At 58.0% G+C, this 24,341-nt stretch carries 22 protein-coding genes; 18 read left to right on the top strand and 4 right to left on the bottom strand.

The features are described 5' to 3' along the window. The first annotated feature begins 67 nt into the window (after window positions 1-67). The 6 genes from ccoS (at window position 68) to B4U49_RS14310 (ending at window position 6,043) form a co-directional block, all read left to right on the top strand. Complete coding sequence (gene ccoS, locus B4U49_RS14335) at window positions 68-304, top strand: cbb3-type cytochrome oxidase assembly protein CcoS (protein ID WP_078085289.1); 237 nt, start codon at window positions 68-70, stop codon at window positions 302-304. Continuing rightward, the gene (locus B4U49_RS14330; RefSeq protein ID WP_239692648.1) at window positions 304-1,350 is read left to right on the top strand and encodes a sulfite exporter TauE/SafE family protein; all 1,047 of its coding nucleotides are present in this window, start codon (window positions 304-306) and stop codon (window positions 1,348-1,350) included. The genes ccoS and B4U49_RS14330 overlap by 1 nt, the downstream gene beginning before the upstream one ends. A gap of 147 nt (window positions 1,351-1,497) precedes the next feature. Continuing rightward, window positions 1,498-2,940 (top strand): isoprenylcysteine carboxylmethyltransferase family protein, encoded by a 1,443-nt coding sequence (locus B4U49_RS14325; RefSeq protein ID WP_239692647.1) that lies wholly within the window; start codon window positions 1,498-1,500, stop codon window positions 2,938-2,940. A 43-nt stretch (window positions 2,941-2,983) separates the two neighbouring features. Then, on the top strand, window positions 2,984-4,516 hold the full coding sequence (locus B4U49_RS14320) for an ArnT family glycosyltransferase (protein WP_239692646.1): 1,533 nt from the start codon (window positions 2,984-2,986) through the stop codon (window positions 4,514-4,516). Then, complete coding sequence (locus B4U49_RS14315; protein WP_078085288.1) at window positions 4,500-4,961, top strand: GtrA family protein; 462 nt, start codon at window positions 4,500-4,502, stop codon at window positions 4,959-4,961. The genes B4U49_RS14320 and B4U49_RS14315 overlap by 17 nt, the downstream gene beginning before the upstream one ends. After that, entirely contained in the window at window positions 4,949-6,043 is a 1,095-nt protein-coding gene (locus tag B4U49_RS14310; protein ID WP_239692645.1) for a glycosyltransferase family 2 protein, read from the top strand. Before B4U49_RS14315 ends, B4U49_RS14310 begins: the two co-directional genes overlap by 13 nt. A gap of 13 nt (window positions 6,044-6,056) precedes the next feature. Here the strand turns inward: B4U49_RS14310 and nadC are convergent, their stop codons facing one another. After that, window positions 6,057-6,914 (bottom strand): carboxylating nicotinate-nucleotide diphosphorylase, encoded by an 858-nt coding sequence (nadC, locus tag B4U49_RS14305; RefSeq protein ID WP_143735677.1) that lies wholly within the window; start codon window positions 6,912-6,914, stop codon window positions 6,057-6,059. 463 nt (window positions 6,915-7,377) lie between these two features. On the opposite strand from nadC, the gene B4U49_RS14300 reads away from it, so the two are divergent. The 7 genes from B4U49_RS14300 to B4U49_RS14270 all read left to right on the top strand — a co-directional run bounded on the left by B4U49_RS14300 (window position 7,378) and on the right by B4U49_RS14270 (window position 17,662). Then, window positions 7,378-9,690, top strand: a complete 2,313-nt coding sequence (locus B4U49_RS14300; RefSeq protein WP_078085312.1) for a DUF1631 domain-containing protein — start codon at window positions 7,378-7,380, stop codon at window positions 9,688-9,690. Window positions 9,691-10,178: 488 nt separating this feature from the next. Then, window positions 10,179-12,701, top strand: coding sequence for a DUF1631 domain-containing protein (locus tag B4U49_RS14295; RefSeq protein ID WP_078085287.1), 2,523 nt, complete (start codon window positions 10,179-10,181; stop codon window positions 12,699-12,701). Window positions 12,702-12,893: 192 nt separating this feature from the next. After that, window positions 12,894-13,469, top strand: a complete 576-nt coding sequence (gene ampD / locus B4U49_RS14290; protein WP_078085286.1) for a 1,6-anhydro-N-acetylmuramyl-L-alanine amidase AmpD — start codon at window positions 12,894-12,896, stop codon at window positions 13,467-13,469. Window positions 13,470-13,545: 76 nt separating this feature from the next. Then, window positions 13,546-14,475: a regulatory signaling modulator protein AmpE gene (gene ampE, locus B4U49_RS14285; protein ID WP_078085285.1), complete on the top strand. Its 930-nt coding sequence runs from the start codon at window positions 13,546-13,548 to the stop codon at window positions 14,473-14,475. Between the two features lie 46 nt (window positions 14,476-14,521). Next, a complete protein-coding gene (locus B4U49_RS14280) occupies window positions 14,522-15,517 on the top strand; it encodes a threonine ammonia-lyase (RefSeq protein WP_204903053.1) in 996 nt (331 codons plus the stop codon). A gap of 67 nt (window positions 15,518-15,584) precedes the next feature. Beyond that, window positions 15,585-16,241, top strand: a complete 657-nt coding sequence (locus B4U49_RS14275; protein ID WP_078085284.1) for a YbhB/YbcL family Raf kinase inhibitor-like protein — start codon at window positions 15,585-15,587, stop codon at window positions 16,239-16,241. 59 nt (window positions 16,242-16,300) lie between these two features. Then, window positions 16,301-17,662 carry an AmpG family muropeptide MFS transporter gene (locus tag B4U49_RS14270; RefSeq protein ID WP_078085283.1) on the top strand — a complete coding sequence of 454 codons (1,362 nt, stop codon included), beginning with the start codon at window positions 16,301-16,303 and terminating at the stop codon, window positions 17,660-17,662. An 81-nt stretch (window positions 17,663-17,743) separates the two neighbouring features. Here the strand turns inward: B4U49_RS14270 and B4U49_RS14265 are convergent, their stop codons facing one another. After that, window positions 17,744-18,034, bottom strand: coding sequence for an MGMT family protein (locus B4U49_RS14265; protein ID WP_338036835.1), 291 nt, complete (start codon window positions 18,032-18,034; stop codon window positions 17,744-17,746). Between the two features lie 225 nt (window positions 18,035-18,259). On the opposite strand from B4U49_RS14265, the gene B4U49_RS14260 reads away from it, so the two are divergent. The 5 genes from B4U49_RS14260 to groL all read left to right on the top strand — a co-directional run bounded on the left by B4U49_RS14260 (window position 18,260) and on the right by groL (window position 22,886). Beyond that, window positions 18,260-19,243, top strand: coding sequence for a DUF481 domain-containing protein (locus B4U49_RS14260; RefSeq protein ID WP_239692643.1), 984 nt, complete (start codon window positions 18,260-18,262; stop codon window positions 19,241-19,243). A 50-nt stretch (window positions 19,244-19,293) separates the two neighbouring features. Beyond that, window positions 19,294-20,055, top strand: coding sequence for an SDR family oxidoreductase (locus B4U49_RS14255; protein ID WP_078085281.1), 762 nt, complete (start codon window positions 19,294-19,296; stop codon window positions 20,053-20,055). A gap of 111 nt (window positions 20,056-20,166) precedes the next feature. After that, the gene (locus B4U49_RS14250) at window positions 20,167-20,667 is read left to right on the top strand and encodes an FxsA family protein (RefSeq protein ID WP_078085280.1); all 501 of its coding nucleotides are present in this window, start codon (window positions 20,167-20,169) and stop codon (window positions 20,665-20,667) included. 226 nt (window positions 20,668-20,893) lie between these two features. Then, window positions 20,894-21,187 carry a co-chaperone GroES gene (locus tag B4U49_RS14245; RefSeq protein WP_078085279.1) on the top strand — a complete coding sequence of 98 codons (294 nt, stop codon included), beginning with the start codon at window positions 20,894-20,896 and terminating at the stop codon, window positions 21,185-21,187. A 58-nt stretch (window positions 21,188-21,245) separates the two neighbouring features. After that, on the top strand, window positions 21,246-22,886 hold the full coding sequence (gene groL, locus B4U49_RS14240) for a chaperonin GroEL (protein WP_078085278.1): 1,641 nt from the start codon (window positions 21,246-21,248) through the stop codon (window positions 22,884-22,886). Between the two features lie 100 nt (window positions 22,887-22,986). Here groL and B4U49_RS14235 read toward each other — a convergent pair whose 3' ends face one another. Together B4U49_RS14235 and B4U49_RS19285 are read right to left on the bottom strand one after the other, a co-directional pair. Then, window positions 22,987-24,024, bottom strand: coding sequence for an integron integrase (locus B4U49_RS14235; protein ID WP_078085277.1), 1,038 nt, complete (start codon window positions 24,022-24,024; stop codon window positions 22,987-22,989). A gap of 117 nt (window positions 24,025-24,141) precedes the next feature. Continuing rightward, window positions 24,142-24,341, bottom strand: a 200-nt coding sequence (locus tag B4U49_RS19285; RefSeq protein WP_204903052.1) for a hypothetical protein, incomplete at its 5' end; no start/stop codon positions are given.

Raw genomic sequence — 24,341 nt, 5'->3', positions numbered from 1 at the left:
GGCGCGCCTGTTGATCGGGGCGCGCCGTTCGCCGAATTTATCCGAAGTGTTTTTTCCGAGGTAACACGTGGACAGTATTTTTCTACTGGTACCCATTGTCATTTTGTTCGTCGCCGGTGCGGTGAAGCTGTTCTTCTGGGCGGTTAACAGCGGGCAGTACGACGACCTGGAGACAGAGGGGCGCCGCATACTTTTTGATGACGATGCGCCGCGTCCGTCCCCACAACAGAGCCAGAGTAATAGGCCTGGTGAATCCGCGGCGGACACAGCTGCCGGTGCGAATAGCAAGGGCGGAAATCCATAATGCTGGACTGGGGTACGCTTGCCGCGGCACTGGCGATTGGTTTTTTTGGCAGTAGTCACTGCGTTGGTATGTGCGGCGGGATTTCCGGCGCGCTGGGACTGGCTGTGCCCGGGCAAAAGCCCGCATGGCCTCGCTTGATCGGCTACTCCACAGGGCGTGTGGCCAGTTACACCCTGATGGGGCTGCTGGTGGGGGTGCTGGGGGCCTATCTGGCTACGGACATCGCCCGCGGTCTGGCGCCGCTGCGAATAGTGGCTGGACTAATGTTGATCGCGATGGCGCTGTATCTGGCGGACTGGTGGCGTGGCCTGGTATGGCTGGAACGGGGTGGGGCGGTCCTTTGGCGCGCGGTGCAGCCGCTTTCACGCCGATTGTTGCCGGTCAACTCCACGCCGCAGGCAATTGCACTGGGTGCACTCTGGGGGTGGTTGCCCTGCGGCCTGGTCTACAGCGCGCTGGCATTTGCCCTGGCGCAAGGCAGCGGTGAACAGGCGGCCCTGGCGATGCTGGCCTTCGGTCTCGGTACGGTACCGGCGGTGCTGGCGACCGGTGCCGCCGCGGCTCGCCTGCGTAAATTGGTGCAGAAACCCGGCGTGCGCCTGGGGATGGCGCTGTTGGTACTGGTGTTCGGTCTGTGGACCCTGTGGGGTGCGGGCGGACACGGCGCCCACGGCGCCCACGGGGCTCACGCTACGCACAGTGCGCACAATGCTCACGATACTGAAAGCTCGCACGGTGCGCATGGCGCTGGCACGCACCAGATGGCGGGAGATTCAGAAACTGGGCAACCCGCAGATCAAGCCCAGCATATACACGGTGACAGCGGGGTCGATCACTCGCGCCACGGGGTTCACCCGGGGCCGAATGCCGAAGATGAACCGTCACAGGAGCAGACAGGGGATTCCGCCGCGCAGGAAGATCACTCCGGCGCGGTGCAAGCCGGCGCCTATCACAGCCATCACCAGCACGGCGTTGACTCGGATGTCGAGTCGGTTCACTCCCATCCCGAGACGGGGCAGGAAACTGGCGCCGCAACTGACGACTGACTCCCGCTGGTGAGTAATGTGCGCCAATGTCCCGTGGAAGCTGCGCGAGGATAGGGGTAAACTGGCGCAATTCTGACCTCTGGTCTGACCACTTTGGTTGTGATCGAGTGGCGGCCGGCAAGTCGCGATGTACCAGTTGGACTCAGTATGAAAAAAATAAAAAATAAATCCGCCGGTGCCAGCCGCCGTTCTGGCCCAGATAGCCGCGTGAAGCGATCGTCCGCCGCGCCTGTAGAGACGCCCAGCTGCCCGACAGCGCCCACCAGTATCTGGATCAACCTGTGTGCGCTGGCGATTTCCCTGGCAGCCGTGGTTTGGCTGCGGGAGTACGGCCAGCACCTCGCAGTAAAAACCCAATCCCTGGTTGTGGTTGCCGTCGCCCTGGCGTTGCCGATCATCTTGCTCGAGTGGCTGTTTCTCAAACCCTATCGCAACCCGTCCGCCGGGCTCGATTTCAATCGCAAGAATCACAGCCTGAGCCGCACCGCGATAAAGTTGCTCGGCTTTTATCTGGCGGTGGGGTCGGTGGCGTTCGTGTACTGGCTGTTCCCGGAATACCACGGGTCCTTCTACGACAACTATTTTTCGGTGGTGCGTGCAGTGCTGCCCTGGTGGATGTTGCTGGCGGTGCCTTATTTTTACCTGCTGGACGGCGCCATGCGCGATCCCAAAGACAGTTATTGGCAGTTGGGCAGCTGGGTCCTGGGACGTCGCAAGGGCGTTTCCGGAAAGGTGGTTGGCCAGCTGTACCTGGGTTGGCTGGTGAAGCTGTTCTTCCTGCCGCTAATGTTTGTCTACATGGGCAATAACCTGAACACGCTGCTGAATTTTGATTTCGCACGCTTGTTTGGCAGTTTCAAGGCGGTGTTTGATTTCACCTTCAATTTCCTGTTTTACATCGATCTGCTGTTCGTTACCGTCGGGTATGTGTGTACCCTGCGTCTGTTCGACTCCCATATCCGCACCGCCGAGCCCAGTTTCCTCGGTTGGGGGGTGGCACTTATCGGCTACCAGCCGTTCTGGAGCCTGTTCTCCGGCACCTACCTGAAATACGACGATGCGCCCGCCTGGGGCTACTGGTTCTGGGATACGCCGGTGGCCTACAGTGTCTGGGGCAGCGTAATCCTGTTGCTGATTGCCATTTATGTGTGGGCAAGCATCCCTTTCGGTATCCGTTTTTCCAACCTTACCCACCGAGGGATTCTCACCAACGGTCCCTACCGCTTTACCAAGCACCCGGCCTATATCAGCAAGAACATCTCCTGGTGGATGATCTCCATGCCGTTCATGGTCAGTGCCAGCGCACCCGAAGCCTTGCGCCACTCACTGCTGTTGTTGACGGTGAACTTTATCTACTTCATGCGTGCGCGCACCGAAGAGCGGCACTTGTCCTGGGATCCCACCTACGTCGCATACGCGCGCTATATCGAGCAGCGGGGCACCTTTGCATTCCTGGGGCGCTGGTTTCCTGTGCTGCGCTTCGGTCACGGCCGCCTGTTTAACCGCGGTGAAGACTCTGCGCCCGCCGAGCCGCTCGTCTCCGGGATCCCGGCATCACAAGCGAATGCGACCGGCACCGCCGGCGCCTGAAGATCTGTAGATCACGTGTAGGAGTAGTGTGATGGGGTGGGGAGTGGCGAGTTCGAATCTGGCGGCGACGAAGCTGCGGCAGTGGTGGCAGTTCCCCCTCGCTGATCTGCGCGGGCCGAGCGGTTTTTGGGGAACACTGGTAGAGCGGATTCCCGTGGGAGCCAAGCGTATCGATGGTCGCTGGTGGATCTATGCGGGACTCTATCTGCTGATCGCGGTGGGTATCTGGCTGCGGGTGGAGCACGTATTCACCCATAACCCCATGGACCATATCTGGAGTGATCCCCAGCGTCATTGGGAGCAGGGCACCCAGACCCTGCGAAGCGATCCCATGACGCTTACAGACCCGGTGATGTACCAGGTCTACGTGGGTATCCTTGGCAAGCTGACTCTCGGTGAACCCTTCCTTGTCGCTCTCTATACGGCACTGCTCGCCTGCCTGACGCCGTGGATCTGGTACCGGTTCGCGCGGGAGCTGATGCCCGGGCGCCTGCAGGCTACGGCGGTATGGGCGCTGTTGTCCCTGTTGCCCTCGTGGATCGCCATTTACGGCTATTTCATGCAGGAGACGTTGCTGCTGCCACTGCTGGGGGCATCGCTGTATGCCAGCTGGCGCTGTCGACGCAAGCAAACCCTGGGGAGTTTCCTGCTGATGGTGGCGCTGTGGACCTGCGCCGGGCTCACCCGCGGCATAGCCATTCCCCTGGCGGCGGTGGTCACCACCTGGTTGTGGCTGTTACAGCCGCGCAAACTGGCCAAGGCGGGCTATAGTCTCGCGTTACTGGCGCTGTTGATGGGACCGCTGGCGTATCGCAGCTACGCGGCGATGCATATGATTTCCCCCCACGGTATCGGCCAGCTGGTGGCGCTATACCTGCGCTCCGGCAAACGCGAGATCCACGTGCATTACAGCCGCGAAGGCGCGCAGTGGAATTACTGGTTCGGCTCTCCTTCTACCGGTGAAAAGCCACTGGCTCCGCTCAGCGACTGGACCACCAGCCGCGACGGCCAGGTCCACGCACGGATCCATATTGAAAACGGCGCTGACGATTGGGCGACGGCGTTGGCACGCTATCCGGTGACACTGGATCGCTACCTTTCCCTGACCAAGGAAAACCTGATCTACCTGTTCTTCGGCTCATCCTGGCCGGACAACAATCGCCAGCGAACTCTGGAGAAGATCAATCACCACAGCCGCTGGCTGTGGGCGCCGCTGACCCTGTTGCTGTTGATCGGTACCATATTGTGCTGGCGTCGCCTGCACGGTGCGCGACTGTTTGCGGTGCTGCTGGGCACCTGGATCGTGGTGCAGGGACTGTTGCCGATTGCGGTCAATGAAGGACGCTATCGCAAACCGGCAGAGGGTATGTTGCTGGTGCAGGCGTTACTGGTAGCTGGTGTCCTGCGACGACGAACGTCCCGCAAAAGTACAGAGGCAGAAGAAATATCTGAAGAGCGAGAGGCCAGCCCGGGAGTTGTCACTGCCGCTGGGCTGCACGCGGATCCGACGTCACCCGAACGGGAGGGCGGGCCACTCGAGCAGCCTCAGCGGGAAGCCGATGATGCGCCCGCATGAGCAATCACGGGATCAATCGTCGTCCGACAGGGAGAAGCCAGGCTGGTCGCTCGCTGCTGCCAAGCTGATTTCACGCGCGGGACGCTTTGCACTGGTGGGGGGGATTGCCACTGCTTTCCAGTACGGCCTGCTGGTGGCCATGATTGAAGTGCTGGGCATGTTTGCGGTGCTGGCCTCCGCACTGTCATTTTGCTGTTCTGCGCTTGCCAATTACCTGCTCAATTACTATCTGACGTTTCAGGGAGGAGTGCGACATCGCCGCGCCTTGCCGAGGTTTGCACTGGTGGCGGCGCTCGGGCTTGTCATCAATACCCTGTGTTTTTCCCTGGTACTGGCTGTGGCCCCTTACTTGTTGGCCCAGGTTGTCGCCACCCTGGTCACGTTGGTGGTTAACTTTCTCCTGCATCATTTTTGGATATACCGGGAGCCCGAATGGAATCTATGACCGAACAGCCTGCGCCGACACTGGCGATCGTTGTCCCCTGCTATAACGAAGAAGAGGTGCTTTCGGATACCACGGTCGAGCTGCTGGCTACGCTTGCGGAACTCGAAAGTAGCGGCCGCATCGCTGCCGGTTCGAAGATCTACTATGTGGATGACGGCAGTTGCGATGGCACCTGGCCAATCCTGCAAACGCTGGCCGGCGAAGACGCGCGCATTGTGGCAGTGGCGCTGTCGCGCAATCGCGGTCACCAGAATGCGCTGTATGCGGGGCTCTCGCAGACCAGTGAAGACATGGTTGTCAGTATCGATGCGGACCTGCAGGATGGCCCGGAACACATTGCGTCCATGATCGATGCTTTCCTGGAGGGCAGCGAAGTGGTGTTCGGTGTTCGCAAGGAGCGCGCATCGGATACCTGGTTCAAACGGATGACCGCGGAAGGCTATTACCGGTTGATGCAGGGCCTGGGGGTGGATCTGGTATTCAATCATGCGGACTTCCGGCTGATGTCGCGGCGGGCTGTGGACACTCTGTTGCAGTATCCGGAAACCAATCTGTTCCTGCGCGGTATGGTGCGTGAACTGGGATTCCGTTCCTCCACGATTTCCTACGCGCGCCGCCCGCGCCTCGCCGGGGAAAGCAAATACCCACTGCGCCGGATGCTGTCCCTGGCCTGGAAGGGCGTCACCGCCTTTTCTATTGCCCCGCTGCGGGCGATTACCCTGCTGGGGCTGATTTCCGGCGGTATTGCCCTGGGCCTGATTGTGTGGGTACTGATCGTGAAGCTGGTGTCGAACAGTGTGGTGCCGGGCTGGGCGTCGATCATGGTGCCAGTACTGTTTATCGGCAGTGTCCAGTTACTGTGCCTCGGGGTAATTGGCGAGTATCTCGGCAAAATTTACGAGGAGGTCAAGCGCCGACCCCGATTCCACCTGCGCGAAGTGGTTGGGCGCGAGAGCGTTTTGCCGCAAGCAGATGTGGGGCGGGTCGTGTATGCGGAGCGCGCTGCCAGTGTGGCAGCGCAGCATGTGGAACAGGAGCAGTGCGCAAACAGGTCGGCAGTGAGTGAGCGACCCGAGGACTGATCACTCGGCAGTTCTACTCTGAAAGCAGGCGCAATGACAGGTCCACAGCGCGCAGGTGCTTGGTCAGGCTGCCGCTGGAAATATAATCCACCGCCAGTCCGGAGAGTTGCTTGAGGCGCTCCTCATTGACGCTGCCGGAAATTTCGATCTTGGCGCGCCCCTGGGCCAGGTTCAGCGCTTCTGCCGTCATCGCATCGGTAAATTCGTCCAGCATAATCACGTCAGCGCCGGCATCCAGGGCCTGTTTAAGCTCATCGATACTTTCCACTTCGATTTCCACCAGCGCGCCGGGCTTGATCTGGTGCGCCTGGGTCACCGCGCTGGCGATGCCGCCGGCCGCCGCAATATGGTTTTCCTTGATCAGGAAAGCATCGTAGAGGCCGATACGGTGATTTTCACAGCCGCCGCAGAGTACCGCATATTTCTGCGCGCTGCGCAGGCCGGGAATGGTTTTGCGGGTATCGAGAACTTTGATGTCGGAACCTTCCGCCAGGGCCGCATAGGCGGCTGCGGTCGTTGCGGTACCGGACAGGGTCTGCACGAAATTGAGCGCACAGCGTTCACCGGTAAGAATGGTGCGCGCGTTGCCATCCAGCTCAAACAGTGTGCTGTCGGCGGTAACCCGATCACCATCCTGCACGTGCCATGTCACCCGAAGCGCCGGGTCAAGCTGGCGAAATACCTCATCCACCCAGGCTTTCCCGCAGAACACGCAGTCCTCACGGGTGATCACGCGGGCCCTGGCCTGGCGTTCCGCCGGTATCAGCTGGGCGGTGATATCACCATCGCCAATGTCCTCCGCCAGCGCGTCGCGGACGGAGCGCTCGATATCCTGCTGCAGGTTGGGGATGGCGACAGTCGCTGGTGTCATGATGGAACCTCGGTGGTGGGATGACATCCGGAATTGGAGCGGTATTGCTGGGTTGCGAATACTAGCAAAATGTAGCTTGCTGTCAGTAAGGATGTGGCAATCCCCAGTCGGTAACCTGTATCAGGGTGCGAGTGTACCTGGCGCAGGATCGGCCTGAGGAGGTGTGGAGCCGGTACCGAGTTGTCTGGTTGGCGGTGATTGGATGTGGCGCTGTGATGATCGTCGCAAAACGATCTGCGCCAATCACGATACGGTTGTGCTATTGGTTTGCGTGTCCGTAGAATCTACTGTCGACCAGAATAGGTCACTGCGTATCCACTGTCCCGCGACAGAAGGGACGCCCGTTTAGCGGGAGCGCAGTAACACGAATAAACCAGGTTCGCAGGGCGCTTCCCAGAGCTCCCTGTGGTTGCATCACCCGGCAGTCCTGTGATCGAGGTCCGCCGGCCGAGGCTATATGGCAATGAAAGACTCCAACAATGTGGTATCCATGCAGGGTGTTTATCGGGAGCGGGGAATGAAGCGTACTCCCAAGCTACCGGCACCGGTGACCGCAGTGAAGGAAAAAGCCCAGGCGCTGCTCACAGAACAGTCCAAGCGCGTATTTGCCAAGGTGGACGATTCCCTGTTTGCCATGGCTGAGAAAGCCCACGGGCAGGACGAGCAGGATGGGTTGTTTCAGGCTCTGCGCTTGTTGCGGGTCGAACGCCGCAGGGTGGTGGAGCGCTTTGTCGAAAATATAGCGGAGTCATTCCAGGTTCGCGAAGTATCTGCAGACGATTCGGACGACCCCTATTCTGCAGATAACCTGTCACTGGTACACAACGATGACCTGGAGCAACTGGTGGCAGTGGACACCATGGTTGCCAGTGCCAAGCGGGATTTTGCCGAGCCGCTGACCGAAATTTCCCTGCGCCTGAATACCCTTCTGTCCGTGAAGGTCTACGATAAAAATAATCCGATTGGTCCCGATGCAATCTGTGATGCCTTTGTCGAGGCCTGCCGTCCGCTGGAACTGCATGTTCGGGCGCGCCTGACGCTGCTGAAAAAGTTCGAACAGCTGGTAATGGAGCAGCTCGGACAGCTGTACGAGCAGTGCAATGACGTATTTGTCGAACACGGTGTATTGCCCTCACTGAAACAGCAGCGGCGTGCTGCGCGTCAGCAGCGCGCGGCTCAGCGCCAGCCGGGCACGCGACCAGCAGCGGGACAAACTGCTGCGCGAGATACCGGCTACGCCGATGCGGGCAGCTATTCGCCATCGGCTGCTTCCGCAGGCAGCCACGGATTGCTGCCGCTAAACTCCGGCGTTGCCCCGATGGGGGCTCAGGACCTGCTTTCGCACCTGGGTGCCTTGCAGGGCCACCTGCCAGAAAGCTACGACGAGAGCGGTATTCAGCTGCTTAACGTCAACAACCTCTTGCAGCAGCGTCTCGTGGATGCACGTCAGTCTGCGTCGCTGGCGAAGATGGACAGCGACATCATCAAGCTGGTTGAAATGCTGTTCTCTTTTATTATCGAGGATCGCAACCTCGCGGAACCAATCAAGACCCAGCTTGGGCGCCTGCAATTGCCGTTGCTGAAAGTGGCCATCGCAGACAGGTCCTTCTTCAGCAAAGGCGGGCACCCCGCGCGCAAACTGCTGAACGAACTCGCTGACGCCACAACCGGGTGGCAGGCGAAGGATAACTACGAATCCGATCCGCTGTTCAAGAAGGTTGGCGAAGTGGTGGCGCGTGTCCTCGCTGAGTTTGACCAGGACATCAATATATTTTCCGAGCTGTTGGACTCCTTCCAGCAGTTCATCCTGCGCGAGCGCAAGCGGGCCGAGAAGCTGGAGCGGCGAATCGTCGACGAGGCCGATGGCAAGGCGAAATCCCAGGCGGCCAGGGCACGCGTGGCTGCGGTCATGGACGCATTGATGGCCGAGCGCGATCTGCCGCCGGTGGTGGTGGAATGGCTGGAAAAGGTCTGGTCCAACATGCTGTTCCTCACCTGTATCAAAGAGGGCACTGACAGCGAAAGCTGGAGTCGCGATGTGCGCACCGCGAGGGATCTGGTTTGGAGCGTGCATGCGCCCATGCCCGATAGCCGCAAGCAGTTGCTGGGTCTATTGCCCGCTCTGCAGGAGCGATTGAAGGCGGGTGTCGAAGCGGTATCCCTCAACTCGTTTGACGCGCGACGCATGTTTACCGACCTCAAGCAGGTGTACCGGGAGCGTTTTGCGCTGGCCCAGTCCATTGCTGAAGAGCGCAGCCGTATAGCGCGCGATGAGGTGCTGGAAGAGGCTCGCCGTACGCAAGAGGTTGAAGCGACCTCTGCCACGGTAGAGGCTACTAGCTCTGAAGAGGAGATGGGTACTCCGTCCATCAATGAGCAGGAAGCGACGGTTGCTGAGTTGCCACAAATGGAAGAGCTGGAACAGGCAGTGGCGGAAGCAGAGCTTGTATCCGAGCCGAGAGGCGATGTGGACGCCCTGCCAGAGAACGACTCTCACTGGCAACAGACGTTCCGACTGGCGCAAGGGAGCTGGTTTGAGCTGAAACGAGAGGGTGAGGAGCAGTTCCGCTGCCGTCTTGCCGCGGTGATTAAAGACATCGACCAGTTTATTTTCGTCAATCGCAACGGTGCCAAAGTCGCCGAGTTTACCCGTATCGAATTGGCGCACGCCTTGCGCAATGCGCAACTGATGCCGCTGGATGACGGCATGCTGTTTGAGCGCGCCCTGCAGTCGGTAATCGGTACCGTGCGTAAGTCGCGTGGAGAAATGAGCTAAGAAGCGCAGGTCCCATTTACTCGGTAGTGGGTGAGCGCGTCTCCGATCGCGCAAGTCGCCAGAATCATGTAATGACAATGTAATATCGTTGCCTTTCGGAGAGGCGATTGGCGGCAAAGCCTGCCTGTTGTTTCTCCGCTTCTAATCCCTCCCTGATGCTCTCCTGACTTACCATTAAATTCCTTCTTTATATAAAGAAAATCGCGAAAATTGGTCCTTTTGGGCACTTGCGTGTCACTTCTCTTTGCGGGATATTGAGTACTAGTTCCACTTTTTCTGAGCGGTCTATCCGGGCGGTGCCCGAGTTACTGTCGCGCGCCCCTCATTCTGACTGATGTAACCGTAAACTGTATTGCGTTCGGGAATGCCGGCTTCACATGTGCCGCGTATTCCCCGAAGTGATTCGTTACAGGGTTCGCGCGATGTATGGAGTGACCTTCGCAATCTCTATTCTCTGAGCCGATGCCAGGAGGGCAACAGAGGTGAGCATGGACGATATGGATCGAAATAATAACGAATTGTTTGTCATAACCGGCGGTGCCCAGGGTAACGGCCAGCGCGTGAGCAAGCCGCGTGGCAGTGCGCGCGCGGGCTCCCGAGAGAAACTCTCGAAAACAGTGACTTCCTTAAAGCAAAAGGCCATTCAGTGGCTACAGGCGAAATCTGACGATGTGTTCGCCCAGGTCGACGACTCCCTGTTTGCCATGGCGGAAAAGGCCCATCTGCAGGACGAGCAGGACAAACTGTTCCAGGCGATTCGCAATCTGCGGGTAGGGCTCGGCGACCTGATCGACGGCTTCTGTGACGGCATTGAAGAGCGGTTTCACTCCCCGTGTAATGATCGTCTGGAAGATGAGGTCGGGCTGGATTCTGGCGCCTCCCTGAAAAATCTCTCATTGGTCAATGACGACGAGCTTGAAAAGCAGGTCGCCATCCGCAGTATGGTTTCCAACGTCAAACGCGACCACGCCGAATCCATCGCGGCCTTGTCTCTGCGTATGGATACCCTGCTTCCCGGAAAAGTTTACGACGAGAGCCTCCCGCTTGGGCCCTCGGCAGTGTGTGTCGCCTTTGCCGATGCGCTTGATGATGTTGAGCTGTGCCTGCGTGCACGCATGACCGTGCTCAAAAAGTTTGAGCTGAACCTGGTTAATCACCTGGGCGAGCTGTACGACGCCTGTAATCGCCTGTTGATCGAGCAGGGGGTACTTCCCACAATCGAGGATCCGCTGCGCCGTCAGCAGAACCGTGCGGGAGCCCAGGCTCCAGTCCCTTCTCCTGCCTCCGGTCCCGCCTCCCAAGGTGCTGCGCCGACGCAGGATCCTCACTCCGCTGCCGGTATTCCGGCTGCGCCTGCGGGACAGGCGGGCAGTATGCAGTTTGCCGGCGGTGGCGTGCCCGGGGCTTCCTCTGCTGCCGGATTTGGCCAGGTTGCGCCGCCCAGCGGCGGCCAGTGGGCTGGCGGTGAGTGGGGCAGTGGTGGCGCTGGCATCACCGGCCCAGGGCTCGCGCCCGTGGGTTCCGGTGCTGCGCCAATGGCGACCCCTACGCTGTTGCAGCATCTCGGGCAGTTCCAGATGGCGCTGCCAGAGTACTCGGCTGGTCCTGGACAGCTGATCAATGTGACGCAATTGCTCGAGCAGCAATTGGTGGCTGCCAAGCAGAGCGCCTCCCTGCATGAACTGGATAGCGAAGTTATCCGTCTGGTGGATATGCTGTTTTCCTTCATGCTGGAGGACCGCAATCTGGCGGAGCCCATCAAAGCTCTGCTGATTCGTCTGCAGCTGCCGATGCTCAAGCTCGCCGTCGCCGACAAGGCTTTCTTCAGCAAGGGCGGCCATCCTGCAAGACGTCTGTTGAATGAAATGGCAGATGCGGCAATTGGCTGGCAACCCCCGGAGCACTACGAAGAAGACCCGCTGTACCGTGAGGTCTCCTCTATTGTTGAGGATGTGTTGGCGGAGTACGACCGGGATGAACAGGTCTTTTTGCGTCTGCTGGAGTCATTCAGGGAATACTCTGCACGGGAGCGCAAACGCGCTGCGGTGATGGAGCGTCGCACCATCGACGAGGCCCAGGGCGCCGCGCGTGTGGAAGCAGCCAAGGCGCGGGTTGCCGCGGTGTTTGATACGCTGACTGCGGAGCGCAATCTGCCCAAGATCGTATATCAGTGGTTGAACCGGGTCTGGAGTAGCGTGCTGTTCCGTACCTGCCTCAAGGACGGCACAGACAGTGGTTTGTGGCGCCAGCATGTGCTCACTGCGCGGGACCTCATCTGGAGTGTTGTCGCCCCAATGCCGGAAAGCAGCGTCAAAATGCGCCGCTTGTTACCGGACCTCAAAAAGCGCCTGGAAGAAGGGGCTCAGTCCCTTTCCCTGAGCGCCGGTGATCGCCAGCGGCTTATTGGCGGTCTGGATGTGCTGTACAGCGAGCGTCAAAAACTCGGTGAAAGGGTTGAGTCCGAGCGCGAACGCCGTACCCGCGAGCGTCTGGTACAGGAATTGCGGCGCGAGGCCGACAGTGTGCTGTCCATCCCGGAGACCGAAGCGGTGGCTGCGGCGCAAACGGATGATGTCAGCGATGCCGCTGCCGAGCCTTTCGTCGACGAAACTCGCGATCTCCCGCCCACCCAGCCGGCACTTCCGCAAGTGGAGGAAATCCAGCAGGTGGTTACCCGGGCGAGCGTCGCGAAGCCGGTTCCGTTGCAGCCCATCGCCCAGGACGACGACCACTGGCAACAGACTTACCATCTGAAAGACAGCTGGTTCTTGCTGCGGGATACGAACAAGCTTCCGGTGCGCTGTCGCCTGGCGGCCATCATCAGTGATCTGGACCAGTTTATGTTCGTGAACCGTCGCGGCACCAAGGTGGGTGTTTACTCACGCCTGGAGCTGGCCCATGCACTGCGCAACGAAGAATTGCTGCCGCTGGAACAGGGACCGTTGTTCGAGCGGGCTCTGCAGTATGTGGTTGGTCACTGCGGAGAGAGCAAAATCGCCATCAGCGTTTGATGTTACTAACCGGCAGCTGGCGCGGTTGTGGAAACTGGAGTGAAAAACCCGGGATTGTCCCGGGTTTTTGCATATATATTGCACGCTTTGCCGTATTAGCGCCTGAATCCTCAGAATTGGCCACATCTATTGGCAGTTACTTCGTTGCTTCCATAAAATAACCCTCTGCTCAATTACAGCGGAGTCTTGTTTGTGAAATATCAGGTCCAGTCAGGGTGGCTGTCCGGTGTGCGCCGGGTACCCAGTCCGCATTGCAACAGTCGTCCCGACAATGCGGAAGTGGATCTTCTGGTTATTCACAGCATCAGCCTGCCGCCAGGCGAGTACGGCGGTGCCTACATCGATGAGTTCTTCCTCGGGCATCTGGACATGGATGCCCATCCCTACTTTTCCGAAATCGCCACCCTGCAGGTTTCTGCTCATTTTTTGATCGACCGCAATGGTCGCGTTACCCAGTATGTACCACTCAACGAGCGGGCCTGGCACGCGGGGCAGTCCGAATTTTGCGGGCGCGACAACTGTAACGATTTCTCTATCGGTATCGAACTTGAAGGGCTCGATACCGATACCTACACCGCTGCGCAGTATGAATCCCTGGCAGAGGTATCCGCGGCAATCATGGAAGCGTATCCCGCGATTGATAAGTCGCGGATAACCGGGCACTCGGATATTGCTCCGGGCAGGAAGCTGGATCCGGGGCCCGGGTTCGACTGGCAGCGGTATTTTGACAAGCTGGACCAGCAGGGCGGTCGTACCCGCGAAGCTTGAGTCCGGTTACCAAGGCGTTGTTCGGCGCGCTATGCGACAATGCCATTACATAACTAATTGAACATGTGGGGGCGCTATGGCGCTTTTGGTTGTGCTTTTGGCATTGGGCCTGGTGCAGGTATGGGGCTCGGGTGGACCGCTGCACCGTGATGGTTGGTTTTACCGGTGGCAGGATTTTGTTTATCGCAGTGGTCTGGTGCGGGAAAGGCAGGGCATCGGCTTCGGGCTGGTGGTGTTGATTCCGGTACTGGGTGCTGCTGTGCTTCTGGCGCTGGCGGAATCGATCTTTGGCTGGCTGGGAGTATTGCTGGTCAGTGTGCCGGTACTTCTGTACAGCTTTGGCCGCGGAAATTTTAACGAGGCGCTGTCGGCGTATCTGCGTGCCTGGTACCAGGGTGACCTCGAGGCGGCCAGGGCGGCGGCAGAGCCGCTGCTGGATGTGGCGGACATGGAGCGTGCGCAACAGGTGTCCGATGCGCAGGAACTCCACCAGCTGGTGTTCAGGGCCGCAGCCTATCGCGCTTTTGAGCGACTGTTTGCCGTGCTGTTCTGGTTCCTGCTGCTGGGGATTCCGGGAGCGATGCTGTACCGGCTCAGTCATTTGGCGCGCGAGAGGCTGGCCAGGCACGGTCTGGCGCAAGAGGAATCACTTACCGCCGCGGCCGATGCAGATCGGTTTCTCGCTGCGCGCTGGCTGTGGCTGATCGAGTGGCTGCCGGTTCGGGCGATGGGCTTTACGCTTGCGATCGTGGGGAACTTTGCCGGCTGTTACCGCGCATGGCGCGATCACCTGACCTGTAAACAGACTGCCACCGAGGATGTGCTCGAGTACTACCTTGAGGGCGCTCTCGGCGGCATCGACAGCAGTGAATGCAGTGCCGGTGTGGCCGTGAGCGAAGGGCAGCGCCTGTGCGGTGCGGAGATAGAGGGCATGCAGGCCCTGCTGTCGCGAGCCCTGCTGATGTGGATCACATTGATGGCGCTGTACGGATTGTTCAGCAACTAAGCTTTCTACTGATCCTTTCGAATCAAATACTTGCGCGAGAGAGTGCGTGTCAGACGTCATCCCAGACAATATCGATCTGCCTAGCGCAGCTGATGTATTCACCGCGGCCGAACGCATTGCGGGCCACATCCATCGAACACCGCTGTTGAGCTCGTCCGGGCTCAACGCGCTGCTCGGTACCGAGTTGTTTTTCAAGTGCGAACACCTGCAGAAAGTCGGCGCCTTCAAGGCGCGCGGTGCGGCGAATGCCGTACTGCAACTGCCTGTGGATACCGCGATGGTGGCAACCCATTCATCCGGCAATCATGGTGCGGCGCTGGCTTGGGCGGCCGCATTGCGCGGAATCGCCTGTCGGGTAGTCATGCCAGAAAATGCTCCCGAAGCAAAAAAAGCGGCGGTTGCCGCCTATGGTGCAGAGATCGTTCTGTGTGAGGCGACCCTGGCGGCGCGGGAATCTACGCTCGCTGCGCTGGTAGAGCAGACCGGGGCGCATGTGGTTCCGCCATTTGACGACGCGCGGATTATTGCCGGGCAGGGGACCGTCGCACAGGAAATCGTTGGGCAGTGCCGCGAACAAGGCTTTACCCCGGACATGATCGTTGCTCCGGTGGGCGGTGGCGGCTTGCTCGCAGGCACTGGCCTTGCGGCATCGGCACTAGCCCCCGAGATCAAGGTATTGGGAGCGGAGCCCTGCGGTGCGGATGATGCACAGCGCTCTTTCCGCAGCGGCGTGCGGGTGACTGAACAGGTGCCCGACACCATAGCGGACGGCCTGCGCACCACTTTGGGTTTGCGCAATTTTGCGCTGATTCGCCGCCACGTAAATGATGTGGCTACTGCATCCGAGCCGGCGATTCGCGAGGCGCTTGGCCTGCTGTGGAACCGCACCAAACAATTTGTAGAACCCTCGGCGGCGGTGGGGCTGGCCACAGTTCTGGAACACCGGGCACGTTTTCGCAACAAGCGGGCGGTGATCGTGCTCACCGGCGGCAATATGGATATCTCTGTGGTGGCCGGAATGATCGCGGATAGCGGTCAATAATCCGGACCCGGAGGAGGGGTGCCGGTGGAATTCGGTGCCCGCGGGGAGGAATACAGGAGGATTGAGGATGGAGTGGATCAACGCTCGTAGAGAAGCGCTGTTGGCCCGGGTCAGCGGCGGGCTGGAACGGACTGCTACACTGTTGGCAACTCGGGTGACGGGGATTTCCGTACCGCTTTTGATCCGTCTGTGTGTCGCGGCGCTTGCTCTGTCCACTGGCCAGGTGGCGCGCGCGGATTCCCTGCAGCTGGCGTCCTCCACACTCGCTGATGGAGAGCGCATGCCGCCAGCACAGTTGTACTACGATTTTGGCTGCAGTGGCGAGAATATTTCCCCGGAATTGCACTGGCAGGGGGCTCCAGAGGGTACCCGCAGTTATGCTCTGGTCATGTACGATCCGGACGCACCGACCGGCAGCGGCTGGTGGCACTGGGTGGTTTTCAATATCCCTGCATCCGTGCATGCAATACCGGAAGGTGCCGGTGATCCCAAGGCAGGCTTGATACCCGAAGCGATACAAAGTCGCACCGATTTTGGCAGTCCAGGTTATGGTGGTGCCTGCCCGCCGGAGGGGCATGGCGACCATAGATACCAGTTCCGCCTGTACGCCCTCAAAGTGGATCAGCTGCCGCTTGATTCGGATGCACCGGCAGCGATGGTGGCCTATCACATTAACGCCAACAAGCTGGCGGAAGCCCAGCTGGAAGTGAAATTTGGCCGCTGACGCCTGGTGCATCAGGGAGCGGCGTTAAGGCAAGCAAAATAAGGAAGCACAGCCTGCCCATGCAAAAGCAAAAAATGACTTGGGGAGAAGCGCTCAAGGTTTACTCGCGGCCCAAAGTGGTTGCGATGTTTTTCTTTGGGATATCTGCGGGGCTACCGCTGCTGCTGGTCTTCTCCACCCTGACCGCCTGGCTGCGGGATTACGGTATCAGTCGCACTACTATCGGGTTTACCGCCTGGATTGGTATCACGTTTTCCATCAAGTTTATCTGGGCGCCGATTATCGACTCCCTGCGTATCCCCGTCCTGACCAACCTGATGGGGAAAAGGCGTAGCTGGATCCTTGTGTCGCAGATTGGCGTCGCGTTCGGCCTGTTCTCCATGAGCCAGATCAATCCCCAGCTGGCGCTGCCCGCGGTATTTGGCTTTGGCATACTGGTGGCTTTCTGTTCTGCATCTCAGGACGTGGTTATCGACGCTTATCGGATTGAAGCCGTGGACAAGGAATACCAGGGCGCGATGGCGGCGATGTATGTATTCGGATACCGGGTAGCATTGCTCATTGCGGGTGCCGGCGCCCTGTTTATCGCTGAATATGCCAGTTGGAGTATTGCTTATATTTCCATGGCGGCGTTGATGGGGGTGGGTATTCTCACCACGCTCATGGTGTCAGAGCCCGACCATCAAAAGGTACGGGCGCAGGGGGAGGAATTCCAGCACGCGTGGGTCGATCGGGTTCTCGGCAGCGGCAAGCACGGCAAAATTAGCGAGTGGTTTGTGCGCGCGGTCGCCTGTCCATTTATCGATTTCTTTGAGCGGAATGGCAAGTTTGCCCTGGTACTGCTGTTGTTTATCGGTATTTACCGGGTCAGTGATATCGCCATGGGCGTCATGGCGAATCCGTTCTATCTGGATCTCGGGTTCAGTAAGGATGATATCGCGCAGATCGGCAAGCTGTTCGGGTTCGTGTGTACCATGATTGGGGCTTTCCTCGGCGGGGCAATGGTGGTGCGTTTTGGTATTCTGCGCCCATTGATACTGGGTGCGGTAATGGTCGCGGCGACTAACCTGCTGTTCGCCCACCTGGCAACCCTGGGACCGGACAAAACCTGGCTGGCGATTGTTATCAGCGCGGACAATATCAGCGCCGGAATATCCAACTCGGTGTTTATCGCTTTTCTTTCCAGTCTGGTGAATCAATCCTACACCGCCACCCAGTACGCATTGTTTAGCTCCCTGATGACCCTGCCGGGGAAATTCATCAGCGGGTTTTCCGGTATTGTGGTGGATGCGGAAGGCTATGAATCCTTCTTTATCCTGGTGGCGATTCTCGGCATCCCGGCGGTATTGCTGGCCATCTATATCTGGTACCGGAATCGGGACCAGGAGGCCGCGGAGACCAAGGAGGCTGCGCCCGGGTGACCGGGGCAGTTACTTGAGTTGGCAGATTGGGGAATGTCGCGCCTTTCCTCGTCGGCTCTCTTAATCGGATTCCGCAGTTGGCTATAGCTCGCCTGGTTTTGGCCAGGCGTAGTGCTTGAGGTCAATCTTCCCTTTTACCGGCGTAATTCCCTCATTGCGTAACCGCTCCAGCTGACGCTGTGCCGAGGGGCCGGGCAGGGAGATCCGCCCCTGCGCATTGATCACCCGGTGCCAGGGAAGCTGCGTATCCCTCGGCAGCTTGCGCAGAGTTTGTCCCACCAGTCGCGCCGCGCGCGGAAACCCGGCCAGTTCCGCCAGGGTGCCGTAGGTGACTACCCGTCCTGAAGGCACCTGTGCGAGTACAAGGCAGATCCGACTTGTGGCATCATGACTTCCTATATCTTTATTACCTGATTTGTTCGATCCTGGATCGGAACTAATCGTGTTGATTGATTTCTTAGTCAATTCTCAGTCATAACTCCAAGCTATCGAAAAGGTTGTTTCGTGCTTTCTGCTGTACCCAGAACTTCTTTCCAGATTCTACCCCGTTTAAGCGCTCTGCCCAGGCTGCTCTCCGGCCTGGTTTCGGCGGCGCTCGTGGGGTTTGCATCTCACGCCAGTGCCGGTGTGCTCAGCCTCGCCAATGGCGATCGCATCTACGGCGAACTGGTGGTTGTGGAGCGCGACCATGTGGTTTGGAAGTCTGAAACCTTCGGTGATATTACCGTAGCCAAGGAGAAAATCCTTTCTCTGGAGACCGATAAAGACCTGAAGATTGCCGGTCGCGACGAGCCTTGTGTGCTCGCAGGGCACCGCCGTGAACAGTGGGAGCTTTACTGTGATGAGGGCTCTGGCTGGGTAATGGACTTCCCGGCGATTGATCGCGCCGAGCCGTACATCAACTTTGTCGGTAACCCGATTATCTTCCGCGGAAACGTGGCAGCTTCCGGTGTATTCGAAGAGGGCAACCGTCAGCGTGAAGACTGGGATATCAACGCTAACTTTGATATCCGCAACGGCGACTTTCACCATCTGGTCGGCACCCAGTATCAGAACCAGAACAGTACAGAAGTCGACGATCTGGAAAAGTATCGATTCAATTACGACCTCCGCTGGATCTTTGCCGAAAAGTGGTTCGCCGCGGGCAACAGTGCGTTTCTGCATGAAGAGGCGCGTAACCTGGACCTGAGCACCACGGTCGGTCTCGGTCTCGGTTATCTGTTTTTTGACACGGACAAATCCGCACTGTCGATCCAGGGCGGTGTGAGTAGCCTGAAAGAAGAATATATCGATCCCAGCCTGAACCCGGATCCCAGCAAGCGCTATGGAGCGGGACGAGCTGCATGGGACTTCCGTTACAAGTTCGATATGGGCCCGGAAGTGTATTACAACCAGGAATTACTGCAGTCTCTGGACCGCAGCGAGGATTACCAGAGCAACGCAGAAATCGGTGTGCGTACGCCCTTGGTAAAAGGCATCCTGATGGAAGTGAAATATGCCTGGCAGTACGACAATACGCCGTCTCTGGATAGCGAGAAAGAAGATACCAAAATGACCGTCGGCGTAGGCTATTCCTGGTGAGGGAAAGCGTCGATCGAAGACATTCGTAGAATAAATAGTTTGAGGTTCCCATGCAGGTTACTAACAGCATTATTGCCATTACCGGCGCCGGCCAGGGGCTGGGTCGCGCGATGGCCGAGTATCTCGCCGGGCGCGGCGCACGTCTGGCACTGATCGATGTCAATCAGGAGCGGCTCGACGAGAGCGTTGCAGCGTGCAGTGCACAAGGCGCTGAGGCGCGTAGCTATGTAATCGACGTCGCCACCGAAGATGCGGTAGATCAGGGATTTGCCGAGATCGCCAAGGATTTTGGTGGCCTGGATGTACTGGTGAACAACGCGGGTATCATGCGCGATGGCATGCTGTTGAAGGTCAAAGACGGCAAAGTGGCAGAGCGTATGTCCCTGGCTCAGTGGCAGTCCGTCATCGACGTCAACCTGACCGGTGTATTTCTGTGTACCCGTGCGGCGGCGGGAATCATGGCGGAACGCGGAGAAGGTGGCGTGATCGTCAATATCTCCAGCGTATCTCGCGCTGGAAACATGGGGCAGACCAACTACTCCGCCTCAAAAGCCGGTGTGGCCACCATGACCGTCACCTGGGCGCGTGAACTGGCACGTTACGGCGTGCGTGTTGCCGCTATCGCACCAGGATTTATCGGTACCGAGATGGTGGCGCAGATGCGACCAGAGATTCTTGAAGGTTTGGTGAAGCAGGTTCCACTGCGCCGGATCGGCGAACCGGACGAAATTGCCAGTACGGTCTCCTTTATCATTGAAAACGACTATCTCACCGGGCGGGTACTGGAAATCGACGGTGGCGCCCGCATGTAAGCCTGCCGGACAATGACGACTGTTGTCTGAAAACCGGCCAACAGGGCGCGTTGTCGGGCCCGCTGATCTTGTTTCATGCCCGGAACTTTCTGGGCCACAGGAGTCGCCCCTATGCGCCCTCTATTGCTACTTTTTATCGTCATGCCGATCCTCGAAATGTGGGTCCTTATCAGTGTGGGCGGGTGGATAGGTGCTTTGCCCACCATCGCGCTGGTACTGCTGACGGCAATGATCGGACTGGCGCTGCTGAGAAGGCAGGGCATCTCCACCGTGATGCGCGCCCAGCAAAAGATGCAGGCCGGAGAGATGCCGGCAAGGGAGATGGCAGAGGGTATTTTCCTGGCGGTTGGCGGTGCGCTGCTATTGACCCCGGGCTTTATTACCGATGCCGTTGGCTTTGCCTGCCTGATCCCTGGCGTGCGCCAGCTCATTATCGGAAAACTCTTGGGTCACATTGTGGTGGTGCGGGGAACTGGCTACTCAGCGGGGCCTTACCACAGACCCGACCAGGGACCGTCTAATCAGGGACACTCCCAACACGGGCATTCCCCCGACGTGATCGAAGGTGATTACGAGCGTGAGGACAAGAATAAACCGGGCAAAGGTGGCTAAATATTAATCGGCTTTGCCGGGTAACCCCGCCCAGTTCTTCAAATCTCCAAATTTCCTACAGTTTTTTCTCCCGCCGCTGTTGAAATTCCCCGGTATCCCCCCCAGATAGGCTGCACCCCAAGTTTTTCCTGACCCGGTTACCCCGGGCAGGGCAGGCGGAGGACCCGCAGAGCGGGCCCGAGCCACTTGTAATTGCAACCTAAACGACTCATTGGAGAGCCAATCCATGAAAATTCGTCCTTTACACGATCGCGTTGTAGTACGCCGTAAGGAAGAAGAAGAGAAAACTGCTGGTGGCATCGTGCTGCCGGGTGCAGCGAAAGAAAAGCCGAATCAGGGCGAAGTGGTTGCCGTTGGCGAAGGCAAATTGCTGGATAACGGTGATGTGCGCGCACTGTCCGTAAAAGTTGGTGACACCGTGGTGTTCGGCCGTTATGCCGACAGCAACACCCTCAAGGTGGACGGCGAAGAGCTGATCATCATGAGCGAAGGCGACATCTACGGCGTACTGGAAGGCTGAGGCCCCAGTACTTTTCCCGACAAGACGCAACCACGAGCAGAATTGAGGAAATAAGATCATGGCAGCAAAAGACGTAAAATTTGGTGACGACGCTCGCCAGAAAATGCTGAACGGCGTAAACATCCTGGCTGACGCAGTAAAAACCACCCTGGGCCCGAAAGGCCGTAACGTGGTTCTGGACAAGGCTTTCGGCGCTCCGACCGTGACCAAAGACGGTGTATCCGTAGCCAAAGAAATCGAGCTGAAAGACAAGTTCGAAAACATGGGCGCCCAGATGGTGAAAGAGGTTGCCTCCAAGGCTTCCGACACCGCGGGTGACGGCACCACCACCGCTACCGTACTGGCCCAGGCCATCGTAACTGAAGGCCTCAAGTCCGTAGCCGCTGGCTTCAACCCGATGGACCTGAAGCGTGGTATCGACAAAGCCGTTGCTGCAGCAGTTGATCACATCGCAGGTCTGGCCACTCCGTGCACCGACAGCAAGTCCATTGCCCAGGTAGGCACCATCTCTGCCAACAGCGACGAAAACGTCGGCACCATCATCGCGGAAGCGATGGACAAGGTGGGCAAAGAAGGCGTGATCACCGTTGAAGAAGGTCAGTCTCTGGAAAACGAACTGGACGTTGTAGAAGGCATGCAGTTCGACCGCGGTTACCTGTCTCCGTACTTCGTAACCAATCAGGAAAACATGACTGCCGAGCTGGACAGCCCGTTCATCCTGCTGGTTGACAAGAAAATCTCCAACATCCGCGACCTGCTGCCCCTGCTGGAGCAGGTAGCCAAGGCTTCCAAGCCGCTGCTGATCATCGCTGAAGACGTAGAAGGCGAAGCACTGGCGACTCTGGTAGTCAACAGCATGCGCGGTATCGTAAAAGTAGCTGCGGTTAAAGCACCGGGCTTCGGCGACCGTCGTAAGGCCATGCTGCAGGACATCGCGATCCTGACCGGTGGCACCGTGATTTCTGAAGAAGTTGGTCTGGAGCTGGAAGCCACCACTCTGGAGCACCTGGGTACCGCCAAGCGTGTAACCCTGTCCAAAGAAAACACCGTCATCGTTGATGGCGCTGGCGACGCTGCTGACATTGAAGCCCGTGTTAAGCAGATCCGTGCACAGATCGAAGAATCTTCTTCCGATTACGACAAAGAGAAGCTGCAAGAGCGCGTAGCCAAACTGGCTGGCGGTGTTGCCGTGATCAAGGTTGGCGCTGCCACCGAAGTCGAAATGAAAGAGAAGAAAGCCCGCGTTGAAGACGCCCTGCACGCTACCCGCGCTGCAGTGGAAGAGGGCGTAGTACCTGGCGGTGGTACCGCTCTGGTTCGCGCTACCCAGGCGATCTCCGTAACCGGTGACAACGAAGACCAGAACCACGGTATTGCCGCTGCACTGCGTGCGATGGAAATGCCGCTGCGTCAGATCGTAACCAACGCTGGTGACGAAGCTTCCGTAGTCGTAGACAAGGTGAAGCAGGGCGAAGGCAACTTCGGCTACAACGCCGGTACCGGCGTGTATGGCGATATGCTGGAAATGGGTATCCTGGACCCGGCCAAGGTAACCCGCTCTGCACTGCAGGCCGCAGCTTCCATCGCTGGCCTGATGATCACCACCGAAGCCATGGTTGCAGAAATCCCGGAAGACAAGCCGGCTGCACCTGACATGGGTGGCATGGGCGGAATGGGTGGCATGGGCGGCATGATGTAAGCCGGCCTACCAGCCAAACCTCAAAAAAACCCCGCTTCGGCGGGGTTTTTTTATGGCTGCAGATTCTCCGGTAACAATCGGTGATGTTGAAAGTGGATGGTTAGCTGGCTATCAGGTACAGGGGCGAAGGCTCTCTCACATCGTTACCTGGATTAAGGCTGTCCATGGGGCTCAATACCCCCTTGCTTCCCCTGTTCACCACATGGGTATAGATTTCTGTGATGCTAATATCCGAATGCCCTAACAGCTCTTGGATAGTGCGTAAATCGTAGCCCGATTCCAAGAGGTGCGTCGCAAAGCTATGACGAAAAGCATGTGCGCGTGCCGGCTTATGGATACCCGCGGCTTTTACCGCTTGCCGGATCTGCTTGGTCAGCGCGGTAGGGTGCAGGTGGTGACGTCGAACCACACCTGTGCGAGGGCAGGGACCGACGCGTGAAGCCGGAAATATGTACTGCCAGCCCAGTTCCTTCGCTGTATTTGGAGACTTTCGTGCAAGTGCATCAGGCAGAAAGACCTCCCCCATTCCATCTACAATATCTTGCTCATGAAGAATTCGCACGCGTTCGATTTGCCGGCGTAGGTCGGGGATAAGTCCCTGTGGCAAGATCGTGGTTCGATCTTTGTTGCCCTTGCCTGAACGCACATAAATATTATTACTGCCGAAATCAATATCCTTCACACGAAGTGACAGCAACTCTGCGGAGCGAAGTCCTGCACCATAGAGCAACTCTACACGCAAACGCGAGGGTCCAGACAGATGCGAAAGAATGGCCCCGATTTCAGCTCGACTGTAAACCACTGGCAATCGTCGCGGCCGTTTCGCCTGGGAGAATGAAAGTCCTTCTAGCGGCTTGTCCAAAAAACGGGAATATAGATAAACCAAAGCATTGAGCACAATCCGTTGTGTTCCCACAGAGCAGTCACGCTCCTCTGACAGGTGAGTTAGGTAATGCTCGACCTCTGGCACGCCCATCTCATCGGGATGCCGCTTTTTATGAAAGACAATGAATCGCTTAATCCACTGGATGTATGTTCGCTCTGTTGTATACGCCAGGCCCTCATTTCTCATATGTAATCTGAGGGCATCTAGAAAGCGAACGGGGCGTGCAGGAACCCTTTGCCTGATGTTATCCATAGCGAACTCAAGTTAACTGGTTTTATATACAGTATTCGTCCGATAGCTATCCGTCAATGTCGGATTCAGAAGCCTGTGGCTTGTGTGCAGGGAATGCGATAGTCTAAGTTACTGATTTTAAAGGGCTCCATTACAGATAAGTGAGCCAAACGAAAAAGAAAAACAAAAGCCATAGGCTTCTTTATTCAGGCTTTTACGTTTAGTAAAGAGTTTTAACTTCATGATTTTACTAAACTTTTCCGTTTTTCGTTGATTTGTCCGCCAGTGAACACAAGCTTGGTGGAAAGAAGCCTTTGGCTTATGAATAAAACTGTTAT

Origin of the sequence: Microbulbifer mangrovi, from assembly GCF_002009015.1 — a bacterium.
GTDB classification, from domain to species: Bacteria; Pseudomonadota; Gammaproteobacteria; order Pseudomonadales; family Cellvibrionaceae; genus Microbulbifer; species Microbulbifer mangrovi.
This window is presented reverse-complemented; position numbering and strand designations above follow the sequence as displayed.

Bases quoted from the DNA above. Each gene is read 5' to 3' on its own strand.
- B4U49_RS14310 (WP_239692645.1), top strand. From the start codon at position 4,949: ATGGAATCTATGACCGAACAGCCTGCGCCGACACTGGCGATCGTTGTC.
- B4U49_RS14315 (WP_078085288.1), top strand. From the start codon at position 4,500: ATGATGCGCCCGCATGAGCAATCACGGGATCAATCGTCGTCCGACAGG.
- B4U49_RS14245 (WP_078085279.1), top strand. From the start codon at position 20,894: ATGAAAATTCGTCCTTTACACGATCGCGTTGTAGTACGCCGTAAGGAA.
- groL (WP_078085278.1), top strand. From the start codon at position 21,246: ATGGCAGCAAAAGACGTAAAATTTGGTGACGACGCTCGCCAGAAAATG.
- nadC (WP_143735677.1), bottom strand. From the start codon at position 6,914: ATGACACCAGCGACTGTCGCCATCCCCAACCTGCAGCAGGATATCGAG.
- B4U49_RS14330 (WP_239692648.1), top strand. From the start codon at position 304: ATGCTGGACTGGGGTACGCTTGCCGCGGCACTGGCGATTGGTTTTTTT.
- B4U49_RS14270 (WP_078085283.1), top strand. From the start codon at position 16,301: ATGCAAAAGCAAAAAATGACTTGGGGAGAAGCGCTCAAGGTTTACTCG.
- B4U49_RS14325 (WP_239692647.1), top strand. From the start codon at position 1,498: ATGAAAAAAATAAAAAATAAATCCGCCGGTGCCAGCCGCCGTTCTGGC.
- B4U49_RS14295 (WP_078085287.1), top strand. From the start codon at position 10,179: ATGGACGATATGGATCGAAATAATAACGAATTGTTTGTCATAACCGGC.
- B4U49_RS14300 (WP_078085312.1), top strand. From the start codon at position 7,378: ATGAAAGACTCCAACAATGTGGTATCCATGCAGGGTGTTTATCGGGAG.
- B4U49_RS14235 (WP_078085277.1), bottom strand. From the start codon at position 24,024: ATGGATAACATCAGGCAAAGGGTTCCTGCACGCCCCGTTCGCTTTCTA.
- ampE (WP_078085285.1), top strand. From the start codon at position 13,546: ATGGCGCTTTTGGTTGTGCTTTTGGCATTGGGCCTGGTGCAGGTATGG.
- B4U49_RS14275 (WP_078085284.1), top strand. From the start codon at position 15,585: ATGGAGTGGATCAACGCTCGTAGAGAAGCGCTGTTGGCCCGGGTCAGC.
- B4U49_RS14255 (WP_078085281.1), top strand. From the start codon at position 19,294: ATGCAGGTTACTAACAGCATTATTGCCATTACCGGCGCCGGCCAGGGG.
- B4U49_RS14250 (WP_078085280.1), top strand. From the start codon at position 20,167: ATGCGCCCTCTATTGCTACTTTTTATCGTCATGCCGATCCTCGAAATG.